The organism is Bradyrhizobium sp. GW821-FHT13H05, from assembly GCF_058804065.1.
In genome coordinates this window covers 19,069-35,997 of record NZ_JBXAPO010000027.1, presented here as the reverse complement: position 1 = coordinate 35,997, position 16,929 = coordinate 19,069, and the positions used below count along the sequence as shown (strand labels likewise).

The 16,929-nt window shown below is 63.7% G+C and carries 18 protein-coding genes and 1 pseudogene; 8 read left to right on the top strand and 11 right to left on the bottom strand.

Annotated elements, in window-relative coordinates; translation table 11 throughout:
• Positions 1–140 precede the first annotated feature (140 nt).
• Positions 141–353, top strand: a pseudogene (locus AC1RR3_RS38435) (alginate export family protein); the annotation flags it as partial.
• Positions 354–431: 78 nt separating this feature from the next.
• Here AC1RR3_RS38435 and AC1RR3_RS38430 read toward each other — a convergent pair.
• The 11 genes from AC1RR3_RS38430 to leuC all read right to left on the bottom strand — a co-directional run bounded on the left by AC1RR3_RS38430 (position 432) and on the right by leuC (position 9,923).
• Positions 432–1,193, bottom strand: coding sequence for an amino acid ABC transporter ATP-binding protein (locus tag AC1RR3_RS38430; protein ID WP_492830510.1), 762 nt, complete (start codon positions 1,191–1,193; stop codon positions 432–434).
• Positions 1,194–1,213: 20 nt separating this feature from the next.
• Positions 1,214–1,990: an SDR family NAD(P)-dependent oxidoreductase gene (locus AC1RR3_RS38425; RefSeq protein ID WP_492830504.1), complete on the bottom strand. Its 777-nt coding sequence runs from the start codon at positions 1,988–1,990 to the stop codon at positions 1,214–1,216.
• Positions 1,987–2,970, bottom strand: a complete 984-nt coding sequence (locus AC1RR3_RS38420) for an NAD-dependent epimerase/dehydratase family protein (RefSeq protein ID WP_492830503.1) — start codon at positions 2,968–2,970, stop codon at positions 1,987–1,989. Before AC1RR3_RS38420 ends, AC1RR3_RS38425 begins: the two co-directional genes overlap by 4 nt.
• Position 2,971: 1 nt before the next feature.
• Positions 2,972–3,643: an amino acid ABC transporter permease gene (locus tag AC1RR3_RS38415; protein ID WP_492830501.1), complete on the bottom strand. Its 672-nt coding sequence runs from the start codon at positions 3,641–3,643 to the stop codon at positions 2,972–2,974.
• Between the two features lie 9 nt (positions 3,644–3,652).
• Positions 3,653–4,324 (bottom strand): amino acid ABC transporter permease, encoded by a 672-nt coding sequence (locus tag AC1RR3_RS38410; protein WP_492830499.1) that lies wholly within the window; start codon positions 4,322–4,324, stop codon positions 3,653–3,655.
• A 76-nt stretch (positions 4,325–4,400) separates the two neighbouring features.
• On the bottom strand, positions 4,401–5,264 hold the full coding sequence (locus tag AC1RR3_RS38405; RefSeq protein WP_492830497.1) for a substrate-binding periplasmic protein: 864 nt from the start codon (positions 5,262–5,264) through the stop codon (positions 4,401–4,403).
• A gap of 34 nt (positions 5,265–5,298) precedes the next feature.
• Positions 5,299–6,210: an allantoinase PuuE gene (locus tag AC1RR3_RS38400; protein WP_492830495.1), complete on the bottom strand. Its 912-nt coding sequence runs from the start codon at positions 6,208–6,210 to the stop codon at positions 5,299–5,301.
• An 11-nt stretch (positions 6,211–6,221) separates the two neighbouring features.
• Positions 6,222–6,731 carry an ureidoglycolate lyase gene (locus tag AC1RR3_RS38395; protein ID WP_492830493.1) on the bottom strand — a complete coding sequence of 170 codons (510 nt, stop codon included), beginning with the start codon at positions 6,729–6,731 and terminating at the stop codon, positions 6,222–6,224.
• Positions 6,732–6,930: 199 nt separating this feature from the next.
• A complete protein-coding gene (locus AC1RR3_RS38390; protein ID WP_492830492.1) occupies positions 6,931–7,707 on the bottom strand; it encodes a GntR family transcriptional regulator in 777 nt (258 codons plus the stop codon).
• A gap of 148 nt (positions 7,708–7,855) precedes the next feature.
• Positions 7,856–8,509 (bottom strand): 3-isopropylmalate dehydratase small subunit, encoded by a 654-nt coding sequence (gene leuD / locus AC1RR3_RS38385; protein WP_492830491.1) that lies wholly within the window; start codon positions 8,507–8,509, stop codon positions 7,856–7,858.
• Positions 8,510–8,516: 7 nt separating this feature from the next.
• Complete coding sequence (gene leuC, locus AC1RR3_RS38380; RefSeq protein ID WP_492830489.1) at positions 8,517–9,923, bottom strand: 3-isopropylmalate dehydratase large subunit; 1,407 nt, start codon at positions 9,921–9,923, stop codon at positions 8,517–8,519.
• Positions 9,924–10,077: 154 nt separating this feature from the next.
• On the opposite strand from leuC, the gene AC1RR3_RS38375 reads away from it, so the two are divergent.
• The 7 genes from AC1RR3_RS38375 to AC1RR3_RS38345 all read left to right on the top strand — a co-directional run bounded on the left by AC1RR3_RS38375 (position 10,078) and on the right by AC1RR3_RS38345 (position 16,925).
• Positions 10,078–10,875, top strand: coding sequence for a GntR family transcriptional regulator (locus tag AC1RR3_RS38375; protein ID WP_492830487.1), 798 nt, complete (start codon positions 10,078–10,080; stop codon positions 10,873–10,875).
• A 42-nt stretch (positions 10,876–10,917) separates the two neighbouring features.
• A complete protein-coding gene (locus AC1RR3_RS38370) occupies positions 10,918–12,144 on the top strand; it encodes an ABC transporter substrate-binding protein (RefSeq protein ID WP_492830485.1) in 1,227 nt (408 codons plus the stop codon).
• 100 nt (positions 12,145–12,244) lie between these two features.
• On the top strand, positions 12,245–13,114 hold the full coding sequence (locus tag AC1RR3_RS38365; RefSeq protein ID WP_492830483.1) for a branched-chain amino acid ABC transporter permease: 870 nt from the start codon (positions 12,245–12,247) through the stop codon (positions 13,112–13,114).
• Entirely contained in the window at positions 13,111–14,082 is a 972-nt protein-coding gene (locus tag AC1RR3_RS38360) for a branched-chain amino acid ABC transporter permease (protein WP_492830481.1), read from the top strand. Before AC1RR3_RS38365 ends, AC1RR3_RS38360 begins: the two co-directional genes overlap by 4 nt.
• Entirely contained in the window at positions 14,079–14,837 is a 759-nt protein-coding gene (locus AC1RR3_RS38355; RefSeq protein ID WP_492830508.1) for an ABC transporter ATP-binding protein, read from the top strand. The genes AC1RR3_RS38360 and AC1RR3_RS38355 overlap by 4 nt, the downstream gene beginning before the upstream one ends.
• A 4-nt stretch (positions 14,838–14,841) precedes the next feature.
• Positions 14,842–15,543, top strand: coding sequence for an ABC transporter ATP-binding protein (locus tag AC1RR3_RS38350; RefSeq protein ID WP_492830506.1), 702 nt, complete (start codon positions 14,842–14,844; stop codon positions 15,541–15,543).
• The gene (locus tag AC1RR3_RS38345) at positions 15,543–16,925 is read left to right on the top strand and encodes an MmgE/PrpD family protein (RefSeq protein ID WP_492830479.1); all 1,383 of its coding nucleotides are present in this window, start codon (positions 15,543–15,545) and stop codon (positions 16,923–16,925) included. Before AC1RR3_RS38350 ends, AC1RR3_RS38345 begins: the two co-directional genes overlap by 1 nt.
• Positions 16,926–16,929 lie beyond the last annotated feature (4 nt).

Genomic DNA, 16,929 nt, shown 5'->3' with positions numbered 1-16,929 from the left:
TGCTTTTCGCGCAGCGGACCGCGGGTGCGAGGTCAGCACCCGGCCTTCCCTGCGCCCTCTTGGACAAGAGGGTGGAGTGACCAGGCAAAACTCGGGCGAATTGCGCCGCGAGACCGCGAAGGTGTGTCTGCTGCTTTACATTGCGTGAGGACGTTCGATTGCAGGTTTTCACGGCGGCGGATCGGCTTAAGGTGATGGGGGCGATCGGCTTGCAGTGGCGTGAAACGGCGTCCGACGGGGTCTACGTCCAGCCCGGCGGGCCGATAGCGGGCACCGCCGGCACGGGCAGCCATTGGACCGGAGCCTACGGTCAGCTTCGCGTCGACGACGCGTTCAACGACCATTTGACCGGCGCGATCGGTCGCGCCCCAGCCGCATCGACACAGGTTTGTAGCCGGCTGACCGCTAATGGCGCAAATCGGCCGCTGCGGTCATCGATGCATGATTTGCTTGAGGAATGCGCGGGTTCGATCCTGCTTCGGATCCGAGAAAAAATCGGCCGGCACGCCTTCCTCGATGATCCGGCCGGCATCCATGAACACCACGCGGTCGGCGACCGTGCGCGCGAAGCCCATCTCATGGGTGACGCAGACCATGGTCATGCCGTCGCGGGCGAGGCCGACCATGACGTCGAGCACCTCCTTGATCATTTCCGGATCAAGCGCCGAGGTCGGCTCGTCGAACAGCATGATCTGCGGTTTCATGCACAGCGCACGCGCGATGGCGACGCGCTGCTGCTGGCCGCCGGAGAGCTGGCTCGGATATTTATCCGCCTGTTCGGAGATCCGCACGCGCGCGAGAAAATAGCGCGCGACCTCGTCAGCCTCCTGCCTGGTTGCACCGCGGATCTTGCGCGGCGCGATGGTGAGGTTCTGCAGCACGGTCAGATGCGGAAACAGGTTGAACTGCTGGAATACCATGCCGACATCGCGGCGGACCACGTCGACATTGCGCGTCGAGTGATCCAGCTCGACGCCATTGACGATGATGCGGCCGTCGCGATGTTCTTCCAGCCGGTTGATGCAGCGGATCATGGTCGACTTGCCGGACCCCGAAGGCCCGCAGATCACCACGCGCTCGCCGCGCGTCACCGTGAAGTCGATGTCCTTGAGCACCTGGACGTCGCCAAACCATTTGGTGACGCCGGACATCTGAATGATCGGCGCGGACGCTTCTGCAGGCGCTTGCACCATGGGGCTCTCCGAAACGTTGCTCACGACGCCATCCAGCCGCCATCGACGAGGATGTTTTCGCCGGTCATGAAAGTGGCCTCGTCGGAGGCCAGAAACAGCGCCGCATTGGCGACGTCGTCGGGGCGGCCCAGCCGCGGCATCGGCGTGCGGCTGGTGGAGTAGTCCATCCAGCGCGGCTCCGCAGCACGGCCCGGTTTGCCGGTGACGATCTTGCCGGGCGCGACTGCGTTGCAGATGATGTGGTCCTTCGCGTAGTCCGCCGCGATCTGCCGCGTCATGTAGACGACCCCGGATTTGGAGGTGCCGTAGGCGATGTCTTCCGGGCAGGCGATCATGCCGTGCTGGGAGGAGATGTTGACGAGACGGCCGCGGGCCTCGTTGCGGATGTCCTGCGTCAGCATCTGGTTGACGGCGGCGCGCGACATCAGGAATACGCCGGTGAGATTGACCGCCAGCGTCCTGTCCCATTCGGCGAGGCTGGTGTCGGTCAGACGCTTGCCGGTGCCGATGGCGGCGTCGTTGACGAGCACGTCGAGGCGGCCGTAGCGCGCAACGGTCTGCTCGACGGCGCGGACGGTATCGTCCTCCGAGGCCACGTCGATCTGGATGAACTCGACCTCATGACCGTCTGCACGCAGCAGATCCAGCGTCGGAGTGCCGCCCTCGCGCACGTCTATGGTGAGATCCGCGAGCATGAGTCTCGCGCCCTCGGCAGCAAATCGGCGGGCGATGGCGCGGCCGATGCCCGAGGAGGCGCCGGTGATCAGGACGGATTTTCCAGCCAGACGTTTGCTCATGCGGGTTCTCCTGCCTGCCGCAACCAGCCGAGATAGTCGTGCGCCGCATCTTCCAGGTGAAATCGAGGCCTGAAGCCGGCATCCGCGGCCAGGCGTGCAATGTTCAGCGGCGCACGGTCCTTCGGCAGGCCATAGATCACGTTGCCCTCCGCCTCGGTCTCCGCCATCCGCCAGCGGAAGCCGGGCATGTGCGTCGCGATGATCTCGCACCATCGTGGCAGATCGGACAGCACACCGCCGCTGACGTGATAGGTGCGGTGGTTCAGCGCGCCGGAGGCGCTCACCCTGGCGATGCCGCGGGCGGCGTCACGGGAATAAATCCAGTCGCCGGCCATGCTGCGCGGGAGAATTGCTTCACGGCCGTCGAAGGCCATGCGGAGCACTTGATAATGCGGGCTCAGCGCATCGCGGACACCGGTCTGCAATTCCCATGGGCCAAAGACCGGCCCGAGCCGAATCACCCGCACATCGAGGTTGTGAAGGTCGGCGATCCGCAGCGCCGCCTGTTCCGATGCAAGCTTTGTGATGCCGTAGAGGGCGGCCGGTGCCGGCGGCGACAAATCCTCCTCGAACAGGCCCGACGCAGCCGGTTGCGAGAAGCCGTACACTGCGACCGAGCTGAGCACGGTGACGCGCTTGATGGCGGGCCGCAATGTTACGCGTTCGAGCAGATTGACGGTGCCGCCGATATTGACGTCGACGATCTGGCGCGCGGCGTCATGCTCGCGCTGCGCATTCGGCGTCATCGCGGCGGTGTGGATCACGCGGTCGATGCCGGCAGTATTCAACGCGCGGTCGACGTCATCGGAGCTTGTGACATCGCCGGTGACCAGCGTGGCGCCGGCGAGTTCGGGACGCGCCAGCATGTCGTGGCCGGGTGCCGAGAGGTCGAAAAGGATGACGGTCTCGCCGTCGGCGATCAGGCGCTCGGCGAGCGCGAGCCCGATGAAGCCGCTGCCGCCGGTGATCAGTGTGGTCATGTCAGCGGGCTTTCAGTGCTTGCCGCTCCAGCCGCGCCACCCAGCGCGCGAACGGATACAGGATGACGAAGAAAATCACGGCGGCCGCCATCAGCGGCGTCGGGTTGTAGGTCTGCTCCTGGGCGACGCGGGCCGAGCGCAGCAGTTCAGGCAGCGCGACCAGGGCGGCAATGGGTGTCGCCTTGACGAGCTCCAGCGAATTGCTGGCGAGCGGCGCCAGCACGTTGCGGATCGCCTGCGGCAGCACGATGGAGAACACCACATGCAGCGGCTTGAAACCGAGCGCCCGCGCAGCCTCGGTCTGGCCGTGGGGTACGGACAGGATGCCGGCGCGGAAGATCTCGCCGTAATAGCCGGAATTGTTGAGCACGATGGCCAGTACCGCCGCGGTGAAGCCGCCGAGCGTCAGGCCCAGAAACGGCATGCCGTAGAAGATCAGGATCAGCAGCACCACCACGGGAAACGACCTGAACAGGTCGATATAGATCAGCAACGCGATATTCACCCAGCGGTTCTTGAAGCTGTACAGCACGGCGATGGCGAGGCCGGCGAGAATGCCGAGCGGCAGCGCCACCACCGCGAGCCAGATCGTATAGATCAGCCCCTGCAGCAGCAGCGGATAAACCCGCAACAGCGACTCCCAGTTGGCGAAATTGTCCAGGAAATCCTGCATGCGGTCCGCTCACCGTCCCGTGCTGTAGCGATATTCGATCCACCGGCTGGCGATCACCAGCGGCAGGAAGAAGGTGAGGTAGAACGCCGCGGCCAGCGTCAGCGGCGAGGGATTGGCGACCAGTGCCATCACGCTCTGTGCCTGTCCGAGCGTTTCCGGGAGCGACACGGCGGTGCCGAGCGCCGTGCCCTTGCTGATGGAGATGGCGCGATTGGTCAGAAGCGGGATGGCGAGGCGAATGGCCTGCGGCAGGATGATGGTGACCAGCGTCCGCAGCCGGCTGAAGCCGAGCGCGCTGGCGGCGTCCCATTGTCCGCGCGGCAGCGCCACGATCGCGGACCAGAAGATCTCGGTGGAAAAGGCCGACAAGACCATGCCGAGCGCCAGCACGGTGGTCGCGAAGGGGGACAGCGCCGGGCCGAGATAAGGCAGGCCGAAATAGATGAAGATGATCACGACAAGCTGTGGCAGCGTACGCAGCACGTCGACATAAGCGGTGATGAAGAAATTGACCGGACGCAGGTTGGCGCAGCGCAGCAGTGCCAGCGACAGGCCGGACAGCGTGCCGCAAACAATGATCAAAAGCGATACGATGACCGTCGTGCGAAAGCCCGCGAGCACCTCGGGGAAGGCGCGCGCGATGACCTCTGCATTGAAGTAGTATTCGACGATCCGGTCCATCGGGGCTCCGCCAACCGCGGTCGGACCGGCCTGGCGCCGGTCCGGTGTTCACGCCTGTCTCGTCAGAGCAAGCGTGCTACTTGCACGCCGGAACGTGCGAGGTGGGCTCGAAACCCTTGAAGCCGGGAGGGCCATAGCCGAAATACACGGTGTCGATGGCCGAGCCGGCATCGGGCGCTGCGCCATACCATTTCTCGTGCAGCTTGCGCAGGCGGCCGTCCAATTTCATGCATTCGATGACCGCCTCGACCTTGTTGCGATACTCGGTGTCTTCCAGGCGGAACGCATAGGCGAAGTTGCGGCCGTTGAAGTCCTTGAAACCGACCTTGATCGCCTTGTTCTGGCTGGCGGCATAGACGGTCGTCGGGATCTCATTTAGCGCCGTGAAGGCGCGGCGCGTGAGCACGGCCTGCACCGTATCGGGGAATACGTCGTAGCGCTGCACTTCGAAGCCGTATTTCTCGGCGTTGGCTGTGGCCCAGGTATCCGAGATGGTCCCGCGGTTGACGGCAACGGCCTTGCCCTTGAGATCCTCGAAGCCCTTCATCTCTTCGGCGGCGCGGACGATGAAGCCGTTGCCGGTGGAGAATAGCGGCTCAGTATAGAGCATGCGCTCGGAGCGTTCGGCAGTGAGGTTGAGCGGGTTGACGAGGAATTCGGCGCGCTTGGCGAACAATGCCGCGAACAGGCCGGAGAAATTGATGTCGACGATCTCGACCTTCGGGCGGCCGAGAGCCTTGCCGATCTCGTTGATCAGATCCGCACCGAAACCCTCGGGGCCGTTGGGGCCGCGCACCATCCACGGCGCGACGCCGAAGTCGGACGCGACCACCAGCGGCTTGTCGGACGGATGATCGGCTTCCTGGGCGCTGGCGCCGCCGGCGAATGCCGCAGTCGACAGCATCAGCGCGAACAGCCAAGGCGTGGGTCTCAGTCTCATGGGGACGTCCTTTCGGGGGCGGATGTGATGTAGATCAGGGCGTGGGGGGATGAGTGGCCTGCCAGTGACGGGCGATGTCACCGCGGCGGCAGACCCAGGCGTTGTCGTGCCTGGCGACGTGATCGAGGAAGCGCTGCAGGCCAGCGGCGCGGCCGGGATGGCCGATCAGGCGGGTGTGCAGTCCGACCGACATCATCTTCGGCGCGGTGGCGCCTTCCGCGTAGAGCATGTCGAAGGCGTCGCGCAGATAGACGAAGAAATCATCCGCCGTTGCCATCGCGCCGCGGCTGAACTTGGCGTCGTTGTTGGCAAGACTGTAAGGCACCACGAGATGCGGCTTGCCGAGCACACGTGTCCAGTACGGCAGTTCGTCGTTATAGGCGTCGGAGTCGTAGAGGAAACCGCCTTCCTCGACCACGAGGCGCCGCGTGTTCACGCTCGGCCCATAGCGGCAATACCATCCGAGCGGTCGCTCGCCGGTGGTGCGCTTGAGGCTCTCGACGGTGTTGCGAATGCGCTCGCGCTCGTCGGCCTCGGACAGCAACGGATGCCGCTCCCAGCGCCAGCCATGGGCGCAGACGTCGTAGCCATGTTCGCGAATGGCGGCGCAGGCCTCGTCGTTGCGTTCCAGCGCCAGCGCGCAACCCATGACGGTGGCGATCATGCCGCGCTCGGACAGAAGGCGCAGCACACGCCAGAAGCCTATGCGGCTGCCATATTCGAACATCGACTCGGCGGCGAGGTCGCGGCCCTCGAAGCCGCCGCCGCCACCCTCAGTCAGGGCCGCTTCGGTGACGCCGTCGCCATCGGCGAACGACGGCTCGGAGCCTTCTTCGTAATTGATGCAGAAGTTGAGTGCGATTCTTGCTGCGCCCGGCCATTGCGGATGCGGTGGGGTGCGGCCGTAGCCGACGAAGTCGCGGGTGAGGTGATCATCATGCGGCATTGTTGCGATCCCTATGCGCTCTGCGGCATCACCGCGCAAACGTCGCCGGCGATATCGACGAACACGTCGTCGTCCCGCCGGCCGGTCATGCCCATGGCGACGGCGAATTCCATGGCCGCGCCGAGAACGGTCATGGGATGATGCCAGACATTGCGGGCGAAGGTGATGCTTTGATGCGCTCCGGCGATGAAGCATCGCAGGGTGGCCACGTCAGGCAGGCCATCCTGGCCGGCATCGCACACGATCGCCAGGTATTGGCTGCTGCCGAGCGGGACGAAGGTCTGGGCGGAGAACGGATGACGCTCCAGCGTGGTGATTGGCAGGGGCAGACTGCCGAGCCTGGCGGCGCTGCTGATCCAGATGGAAAAGGTGGCGGCGTCCGCGGTGCGATCGTCCGATGTCGGAAGATAGCGCCGGCGCACGTCGATCGGTCGCTCGGCGACGTCGCCGAAGGCGGCAAAGGCGGCCGGGGACAGCGATTCGGCCACCACGGTGTGGGAAGCAGTTTGGTTCGGCGTCATTCAGCGGGCACATCTGGTTGGTCGGCCTGCTGCGAAGCGGCTCAATATTCCAATGGTATACCAGTGAACCGCTCCTGCCGATTTCAGTCAAGCAGCGAAGCCCGGGAAGCTGCGTTAAATTTAGACGCAGTCCGACAGAATTGCGGGCAGCTGCAGAATTTTCGGACATGCAGTCTCACGGATTCTGGCTGATCTCGACCTAGCCGTGAGGCTCGGGCAGGAAGATCCCGAAGCGCTCGAGCAATCCCTGCCGCACATTGGTGAGATGCAGGATCATCGCCTGGCGGGCTGCGGCGGCGTCACGATCGATGATGGCATCGATGATCGCAAGATGCTCGCGGGTGGCAGGCAGCAGCCGGCCAGGGTTGCGCTCCACATTGCACATCCGGATCTTCTGCCGGATTTCTCCAATCAGCTTCTCGAGCGATCGATTGCCGCAATGCCGCGCGATCTGGTCATGAATTTCGTCGTCAAGCGTCCATTGAACCGTCCTGGACACCGTCGAGGCAGCAATGATCTTCTCCAGCGTGGCCCTGATCGGTGCAAGGATATCCAGCGCGATGCGGGTCGCCGCAATGAACGTCGCTTCGCTCTCCAGCACCATGCGGAGATGGACCAATTCGAGCAATTCCGCCATCTCGATTGTGCGGACCACCACGGTGCCGTTGGACAATTGCTCGAGCCTGCCTTCACCCAGCAACCGGCTGATGCCGGCCCGCAGCGGTGTCCGCGAGACTTTGAGCCGGAGTGCAAGCCGGCGCTCTTCAATCACCTCGCCGGGCTGCAGCTGCCGCGACTCGATCAGATTGTGCAGCTTCAGATAGGTTGCGTCCGTTATGCTGCCATTGGTCCGTGCCGGGCGTTTGCTGATTGATTTCTTTGCTTTGTTGATGGAAGGCACGGACGCTGCTTTCGACGATTGGATAGAAATGCCGCCATATCGGTAGACGTAGGTTACGCTCTCGCCGCCGGCCAAGCCGAAGCTCTGGATTAGCCATCCATTCTCGATTGGTGTCCACCTTTATGCAAGGCTTTGCGAATTTCCGCTGTCTAGGTCGACGCAACCTCTGTGCCATCTTCCGGGCTCGCAGCGGTTCGAGCGCCACATCGCGGATGTGAGGCTGCTACCGGTTCTCACCGCGCCGCGGGTGGATTGGAGGGGACGCACCGGCAGGCTTCATCCAGGGGCGCCGAATTGCATCCTGTTCGGCGAACCGTGCGATGGTATCGGCTTCGCTGCGGGTCATGTCGATGTCGTCCCAACCGTTGAGCAACTGCTTCTTCCAAACCGGGTCGATGGAGAAGGTCACGACGAGATTGCCGACGGTGATGGCTTGCGCGGCAAGATCTATTGTCAAAGGACGGCGCTCGACCAATTCGTCAGCGCGCAGCAGCCGTTCGGAATCTTCCTCGCTGATCTGAGCCGGGAGAACGCCGTTCTTGACCGCGTTGGAGGCAAAGATATCGCCGAAGCTCGAAGCGATCACGACGCGGATGCCGTAATCGGCGAGTGCGTAAACCGCGGCCTCGCGCGACGATCCGCATCCGAAGTTACGTCCGGCGATGATCATCTCACATCCGGAAATTTTCGGGTCATTCAACGGAAACTGCGGCTTCGAGGCGCCTTCGGCGTCGAACCGGAGGTCGTGCAGCAGAAAGTTGCCGTAGCCCTCGGAGCGGGGGCGTCGCATGAAGCGCGCAGGGATCAGTTGATCCGTATCGATGTTGTCGATCGCCAGCTTGCAGGCGAGGGCGGTGATGGTGGTAAACGGACGCATCCGAATTCTATTCCCGTGCGAGAATACGGCTATCGATGAGGTGGCCGGCGACAGCCGCGGCGGCAACCATAGCTGGTGACATCAGGTGCGTCCGGCTTCCCAGCCCCTGGCGTCCCCTGAAATTTCGATTGGTCGTGGAGGCGCAACGTTCGCCGGATGGGACCGTATCGCCATTCATCCCGACACACATCGAACAGCCCGAGGCGACCCATTCCAGTCCGGCGTCACGAAATATCCGATCGAGACCCTCTTGCTCCGCCTGTTGCTTTACCGCCAGCGATCCGGGCGATACCAAGCCTGGCACGCGCGAGCGCCGGCCTGCGAGGATTGCGGCAGCAGCGCGCAGGTCTTCAATCCGGCTGTTGGTGCAGGAGCCGATGAAAACCCGATCGATCCGGATCTCGCTCAGCGCCTGCCCTGGGTGAAGATCCATGTAGCCGATCGCTTCGCGCGCGGCCTCTGCTTTGTGCTCATCGTCCATTCTCGCCGGATCCGGCACCGACCCGTCGATGGCAGCCGCCTGCTCCGGACTGGTCCCCCAGGTCACGACAGGCGCGATGTCTTGCCCATCGAGGACGACTTCCCGATCGAATGCCGCGTCAGCATCGCTTGCCAGCAAGCGCCAGTCGTCGATGGCGCGGTCGAGATCATCACCGCGCGGTGCAAATGGAAGGCCGCGCACATAGTCGAACGTTGTCTGGTCTGGCGCGATCAGACCGAGCCGTCCGCCCGCCTCGATGGAGAGGTTGCACAGCGTCATCCGCCCTTCCATCGACAGCGCTTTAATGGCGCTGCCGGCGTATTCGATGGCGTGGCCTTGGGCGCCGTCGGCGCCGATCCTGGCGATGATCGTCAGTGCGATATCCTTGGCACCGATTCCTGCAGGCAGTTGACCGTCCACGATGATACGCATCCGCTTGGGCCGCTTTTGCCACAGCGTTTGTGTCATCAGGACATGTGCGACTTCCGACGCGCCGATGCCGAATGCGTAAGCGCCGAAAGCGCCATGGGTTGAGGTATGGCTGTCGCCACAGACGATCGACAGCCCGGGCAGTGTCAGGCCCTGCTCGGGTATCGCGACGTGAACGATGCCCTGGCGCTGGTCGGATTGACCAAACGATAGAATGCCGTGCTCACGGGCGTTGCGGGCCAGTTGTTCGATCATGCCCGCCGCCTCGGTATTGGCTGTGCTGGAGGCCGGCCGGGTCGGCACATAATGGTCGGCGATCCCGAAGGTCAGGTCGGGCCGCGCAACCGTCGCGCCGCGAGTCCTGAGTTGATCGAAGGCGTGGAACGAGCCCTCATGCACGAGGTGCCGATCGATGAACAGCAGGGTCTGGCCATCCTCACGCGTTGTGATGGCGTGGGCATCCCAGAGCTTGTCGATGATACTTGCCGGTTGCGTGTCCGTCATGGAGCGTCCGAGTCCGCCGCTAACTCCCCCACCGATATTCTGTTTTGCGACCAGATCTGCCGCTTATTTCCGACTTTACTGCTCGCGCTATGGGCTTGCGGCTCAAGTTGTATCATATACTGTACATTTAAATGTATTAAGCACAAGGTGCCGCATGGCCGGTGTCGAACCCTCAAAGACCAGGCAAGTCTATCTGGTGCTGCGCGATCGGATCGCCGGTGGCCGGCTCGACGATCAGGGAACGTTACCGCCAGAGCAGGCGCTGGCGGCCGAATATGGCGTGTCGCGCGTCACCGTCAGGCGCGCACTTGCCGAGCTGGAGCAGGAGGGATTGATCGCTCGCCGCCGCGGCGCGGGGACCTTCGTGCTCGGCGCCGGCGGGGCCAAGCCGATCGTGGCGGATTTTTCCGACGTGCTGGCCAATTTGGTGGCGATGGGGCGTGAAACAGCAGTTCGGTTGCTCGCCTTCGATTATCGCGAGCCGTCGGCGGCGATTGCGTCCACGCTGAAACTCAACGCCGGTGAGAAGACCCAGTTCTCGGTACGGGTCCGCCTGATCGACGGCCAGCCCTTCTCGCATCTGACGACGCATGTTCCCCAGCGCATCGGCGTCACCTACACCGAGGCCGATCTTGCCGCGCGACCGCTGCTGTCCCTGCTCGAACGCTCCGGCGTGCAGATCGAGCGCGCGACGCAGGAAGTGACTGCGGTACTGGCGACGCCCGATGTCGCGGCCGCGCTCGATGTCGAAGTCGGGTCGGCGCTATTGGCTACGACGAGGACGGTCTTTGCCGCCGACGGCAGCGGTGTCGAGCATCTCAGCGCGCTGTATCGGCCGGATCGCTATGCGCTGCACATGGAAATGGTTCGCACCGAAGCCGCCGGAGTGCGGCGCTGGGCCACCGTGCTGGCGCCGGCGGCTGGCGATCGGATCACCAAGAAAGCCTCATGACCTCGGCCCGCACACCGGCCGCAATTGGATGGAGAGAACAGAATGACAAAGACAGGTCGCACCGGTTTGTCGCGCCGCCGCGTTCTCGAGGGTGGTGCGGCTTTGGTCGCCGGAGCCGTGGCGATGCCGGCCTATCTGCGGGCGCAGGGCGCTGCGATCAAGATCGGCATCTTGCAGCCGGTCACCGGGGCGCTGGCCTTTGATGGTGCTCAAGGCCAGATCGGTGCCGTGGCTGCCATCAAGGCGATCAACGACAAGGGCGGCATCAAGTCGCTGGGTGGCGCCAAGCTCGAGATGGTGTTCGGCGACGCGCGCTCGACACCCGAAGGCGGCACCGCGGAAGTCGAGCGCATGGCGGCAGAAGGCGTCGTGGCGATCGTCGGCGGCTTCGCCAGTCCGATCTGCCTTGCCGCAACACAGGCGGCCTCACGCTATGATCTCGGCTACATCGTCGATGTCGGCGTTTCGGACCAGATCGTCTCGCGCGGCCTGACCAACACCTTTCGCTTCGCGCCCGGCTTCGGCATCGTCACCAAGAGTGCGCTCGACAATTTGGTGACCATCAACGATGCCGCCGGCAAGCCGGCCAAGACCGTGGTGCTGGTGCATGAGGACGGCCTGTTCGGTTCGGGCCTTGCCAAGCTGATGCAAGCCGAATTGCCCAAGCGCGGCTTCGAGATCCTCGATACCATCGCGCATCCGACGCCGGCACGCGACATGTCGAACGTGGCACTGCAGATCCGTTCCAAGAATCCGGATCTCATCATCCCGTCGAGCTATTATGGCGAGTTCGTGCTGCTGGCGCGCACCATGCAGCAGCAGAAGATCAAGCCGAAGGGGGTGTTCTGCGTGCTCAACGGTGCTGCCTCCAACTACCGCTTCGTCAAGGAATTTCCGGAAGCGGCACAGAACGTTATGGACTGCAATCATTGGTACGACCCACGCAACGCGGTGGCGCAGGCCCTGAAGAAAGAGGTGGAGGCGTCAGGCAAATTCTTCACCTACAACGTCGCTCTGAATTATTCGGGCGTCCTGCTGCTTGCCGATGCGATCGAGCGCGCGGCGTCCGCGGACCGCAAGGCGATCGTCGCGGCTCTCGCATCCTCGACCTTTGCCGGTCACATCATGCCCTATGGTCCGACGCAATTCGTCGGTGGGCAGAACACAGGTGCTGCGCCCGTCAACACCCAGGTTCAGGACAACGACATCAAGGTCATCTTCCCGGCGAGCTTCGCCGACGCCAAGCCGGTGTTCCCGGTCCCGGCCTGATCATTTCCATCGCGTCGATCGGCAAGCCCGGTGTGCCGGGTCTGGTCGCCAATTCCGTCGCTTTTCGCAAACGGCCCGCCGGGCCCAAGGCTCAAGGTCTATGACGTCGTTCGATATACTGGCTGCCGCGGTGCTGAACGGCCTGATGTCCGGGGCGGTCTATGCGTTGATCGCGGTCGGGCTGACGCTGGTCTACGGTGTGCTGCACATCATCAACTTCGCTCATGGCGCCATCCTGAGCGCGGCGATGTTTGCGGCCTATCTGGCGTTCCAGGCCGGAGTCGACCCCTATGTCGCAATGGTTCCGTTGGCGTTGATCTTCTTCGGGCTCGGCTATGGTTTGCAGCGCCTGGTGATCGGGCCCGCCAGCCACGGCGATGATCGAAACATCCTGCTCATCACGCTGGGATTGTCGATCGTGATCGAGAACCTGCTGCTCGCGGTCTTCAATTCCGATACCAGGACCGTCGATGTCGCCTATGGGTTTTCCACGCTCGATCTCGGCTTCACGTTCCTCGCCTTGCCGCGTGCGGCGGCCTTCGGCGTCTCCTGCCTCGTCGCCGTGCTGCTATGGATTCTCCTGGCGCAGACCGATACCGGCAAGGCGATCCGCGCGGTCGCCAAGGAGAAACTCGGCGCGTCGCTGGCCGGCATCGATGTCGCCCATATCTACGCAGTGACCTTCGGGCTCGGCGCGGCATGTCTTGCCATCGCGGCGTGTCTGCTGCTGCCGACCTATTATGTGCATCCGCGCGTCGGCAATGCCTATGTGCTCGTGGCCTTCACCATCGTTGTGTTCGGCGGCATGGGATCTATCCCCGGCGCGATCGCAGGCGGGTTGTTCGTCGGTGTCGTCGAGAGCCTTTCCGGCCTGATGTTTGGCGAAAGCCTAGGCCAGCTCGGCATTTTCGTCATCTTCATCCTGGTGCTGCTGATCCGCCCGACCGGACTGTTCGGAGCCAAGGCATGAGCGTGGCTCGGGCTTACGGCGCGATCGCGATCACGGCCCTGCTGCTGGCGTTGCTGCCGGTACTGGTGCAGTCCAATACGGTCATCAATGCGCTGGTCACCGCGATGATCATTGCGCTCGCGGCGCAGGGCTGGAATTTGCTGGCCGGTTACGGCGGGCAATTTTCCTTCGGCCATGCCGCGTTCTTCGGTGCCGGCGCCTATGGCAATGCGATCCTGCAAACCCGTTACGGTATCAATGCCTATGCGGCGATGCTGGCGGCGACCGCAATTGGAGCGGCCGTTGGCGCCGGCATCGGATATTTGAGTTTCCGGTCGGGACTGCGCGGCTCTTATTTCGCCCTGATCACGCTGGCCTTCGCCGAAGTGTTCCGGATCATCGCCAATGCCACGCCTTTCACGGGCGGGGCCGCGGGCACCCTGATCAAGTTGCAGGTCTCTGCCGCGAATTTTCAGTTTGCGAGCCGGGCGATCTATTTCTGGATCATCCTCGCAATCGTGACCGCTGTCATGTTCCTGATGCGCGGCATCGAGCGGAGCCGCTTTGGCGCTTATCTCGTCGCCGTGCGCGAAAACGAAGATGCCGCCGCGGCGCTTGGTGTTGATACGCTCGATGTCAAACTCAAGGCGATTACGTTGTCCGCAGCGATGACCGCATTGGCGGGCGCATTTTACGTCCAGTATTTCCTGTTCGTCGATTCGTCGATCGCCTTCGGCACCTGGATTTCCGTCGAAGCGCTGTTGGGGCCGATCATCGGTGGATTGGGCACCGTGTTCGGCCCGTTGCTCGGTGCCCTCGCGCTGCATTTCCTCGGCGAATTAGCCAAGGCCGTGGCGGGCAGGGTTCCCGGCATCGATCTGGCGCTGTTCGGTATCCTGCTGGTGCTGATCATCGCCTTTGCGCGCGATGGATTGCAGGGTCTTCTGACCAGGCTGTCGCAGCTTTGGCGCGCGCGGAGGCCGGCATGACGGCTCCCCTTCTCAGCGTCAGCAATGCCAGCAAACGGTTCGGCGGTCTCCTGGCCGTCGACAACGCCAGCCTGATGGTGAAGGCTGGAGGGATTACCGGCCTGATCGGGCCGAATGGCGCTGGCAAGACGACGCTCTTCAGTCTGATTTCGGGATTTGAGCCGCCGACATCCGGCTCGATCGTTTTTGACGAGGCGGAGATCTCCGGCCTGCCTCCGCACCGCAGGGCGTCGCTCGGTATCGCCAGGACGTTCCAGATCGTCCAGCCCTTCACCGGCCTTAGCGTCCGCGAGAACATTGCCGTCGGTGCCTATCTGCACTGCCATCGTCGCGACGAGGCGATGGATCGTGCTGCTGCCGTTGCCGAACGCGTCGGCCTGGCAAGCCGGCTGGATGCGCCGGCGGCGGGACTCACCGTTTCCGCGCGCAAGCGCCTGGAATTGGCCCGCGCGCTCGCGACCAGGCCGCGCCTGTTGCTGCTCGACGAGGTTCTGGCCGGACTGAACCCGTCTGAAGTGCGCGATATCATCCCCGTCATCAGGGCGCTCGTCGCCGACGGCATCACCATCCTCATGGTCGAGCATGTCATGCAGGCGGTGATGAGCCTGTGCGATCACGTCTATGTTCTGGCTGAAGGGCGGATGATCGCCGAAGGCACCCCCGCCGAAGTGACGCGCGAGCCGAAGGTCATCGAGGCCTATCTCGGGCCGGGCGCTGCGGCGCGGATCGCATCGGGGACGACCAGCCATGGCTGAAGCGCTGCTCGAAGTGAAAGACCTGGTGGCCGGCTATGACGGCACCTCCGTGCTGTGCGGCATCAGCCTCAAGGTCGAGGCCGGATCGATCGCCGCGGTGCTGGGCGCCAACGGCGTCGGCAAGACGACCTTGAACAAGGTCCTGTCGGGCATCGTCCGCCCGCAACAGGGCGAGGTGATCTTCGACGGGCAGCGCATCGATCGAAAGAGCCCGGCGGATATCGTTGCGGCAGGCCTCGTGCACGTGCCTGAGGGCCGCAAGCTGTTTCCCGATCTCAGCGTGCGCGAGAACCTGGAGCTTGGCTCCTACCGGCGCGGGAAAGCCGAGCGTGCCCGGACCATGGAGCAGGTGCTGGCCGTGTTTCCTCGCCTGAAGGAGCGGTTCGCGCAGCGCGCCGGCACGCTCTCCGGCGGCGAACAGCAGATGGTTGCGATCGGCCGGGGCATGATGGGGCAACCAAGGCTTCTCATTCTGGACGAGCCTTCGCTCGGGCTGGCGCCGCGTCTGGTCGAGGAGATGTTCACGCTGATCGGTCGCTTGAATGAAGTCGGACTGACGATCCTTCTCGTCGAGCAAAACGTCATGCAGTCGCTGGAGCTCGCCGATGCCGCCCACGTGATGGAGCACGGCTGCCTGGTGCTGTCCGGGACCGGAGCCGAACTGGCCGGAAACAGTGAATTGGCCAAGACCTATTTGGGAATGTGATGATGTTGCAAAATGCTTCCCTCCAAACCACGAGGCCACAATGGCTGCATCGATGGGCCGACTTCGCCGCAACGGTGACGGCGGAGCAGCTTCCCGGGGATGTCGTGGCGCGCACCAAGCAAGTGCTGTTTGACTGCATCGGGGCGATCGCCGCGGGTGCGCAGGAGCCGGAGATGCAACGCCTGACGGCACGTCTCTGCCGTACGTCCGCTGACGATGCTGCTCCTGTGATCGGCGCCGGCCGTCGTGCTACGGCCGGTCTCGCGGCCTTCCTGAACGGCACCGCCGGCACCATGCTGGAGATCGACGAAGGCAATCAGTTCGCGCGCGGCCATCCCGGGATCCATGTTGTGCCAGCCGTCCTGGCGGCTGCCGAAGAGCTTGGCAGCAGCGGTGCGGATGTGTTGCTGGCCATTGCGCTCGGCTACGAAATCGGTTCGCGCATCGGCATCGCATCGAAGCTGCGCGTGACGATGCACCCGCATGGCACCTGGGGCACGGTGGGCGCTGCGGTGGCCGTTGCCAAACTGCGTGCCGCGACTCGCGAGCAGATGGCCGAAGTGATCAACGTCTCATCGACACTCGGGCTGGCGACAAGCCGCCGGACCATGCTGGAAGGCGGCACCGTGCGCAACAGCTTCGCCGGCTTCTCGAACGAAATCGGCCTGCGCGCCTGGGAGATGGTGGATGCCGGATTTATCGGCGAGGCGGATGGCATCGGCACGATCTACGGCACCGTCATCGCCGATCAGTTCCAGCCTGAGGAGATGATTGCCGATCTCGGCTCGCGGTGGGAGATCGCGCGCAACTATTTCAAGCGCCACGCCGCCTGCCGCTATAACCACGGCGCGCTCGACGCGCTGCAAAGTCTCGTTGCCGAGGCCGGCTCCGATCTGAAGCCGGATAATATCGATCGAATCGAGGTCGATACCTACATCTGGGCAGCGCAGCTCGATGGTCAGCAGCCCCGCAACATGCTGGCGGCCAAGTTCTCGCTGCCGTTTTCGCTGGCGACGACGATTGTCAATGGCGCGGCCTCGATCGCTGCCTTTCGCGACGATGCGCGGCGCGATGCCGTGACGCTCGCTTTGGCGGGGCGTGTTACGGTGCGCGAGGACAAGGCGCTTACCGCGATGCTGCCGGGTCTTCGGCCGGCGCGCGTGCAAATCACGTTGGTCGATGGCCGAATTCTCAGCGCCGAAGCTTACACCAACAAGGGCGATACCGAAGACCCCTACAGCGCGGAGGAAGTCCGGGACAAGTTCCGCGAGGTCGCAGGATCGGTCTGGAGCAGCGCGCATTGTTCATCAATTCTTGAGGCGGTCGAGGATCTGGACCGTGCGCCTGACCTTGCCGCCCTATCGCGTCTGCTTGCCGCGTGATCGG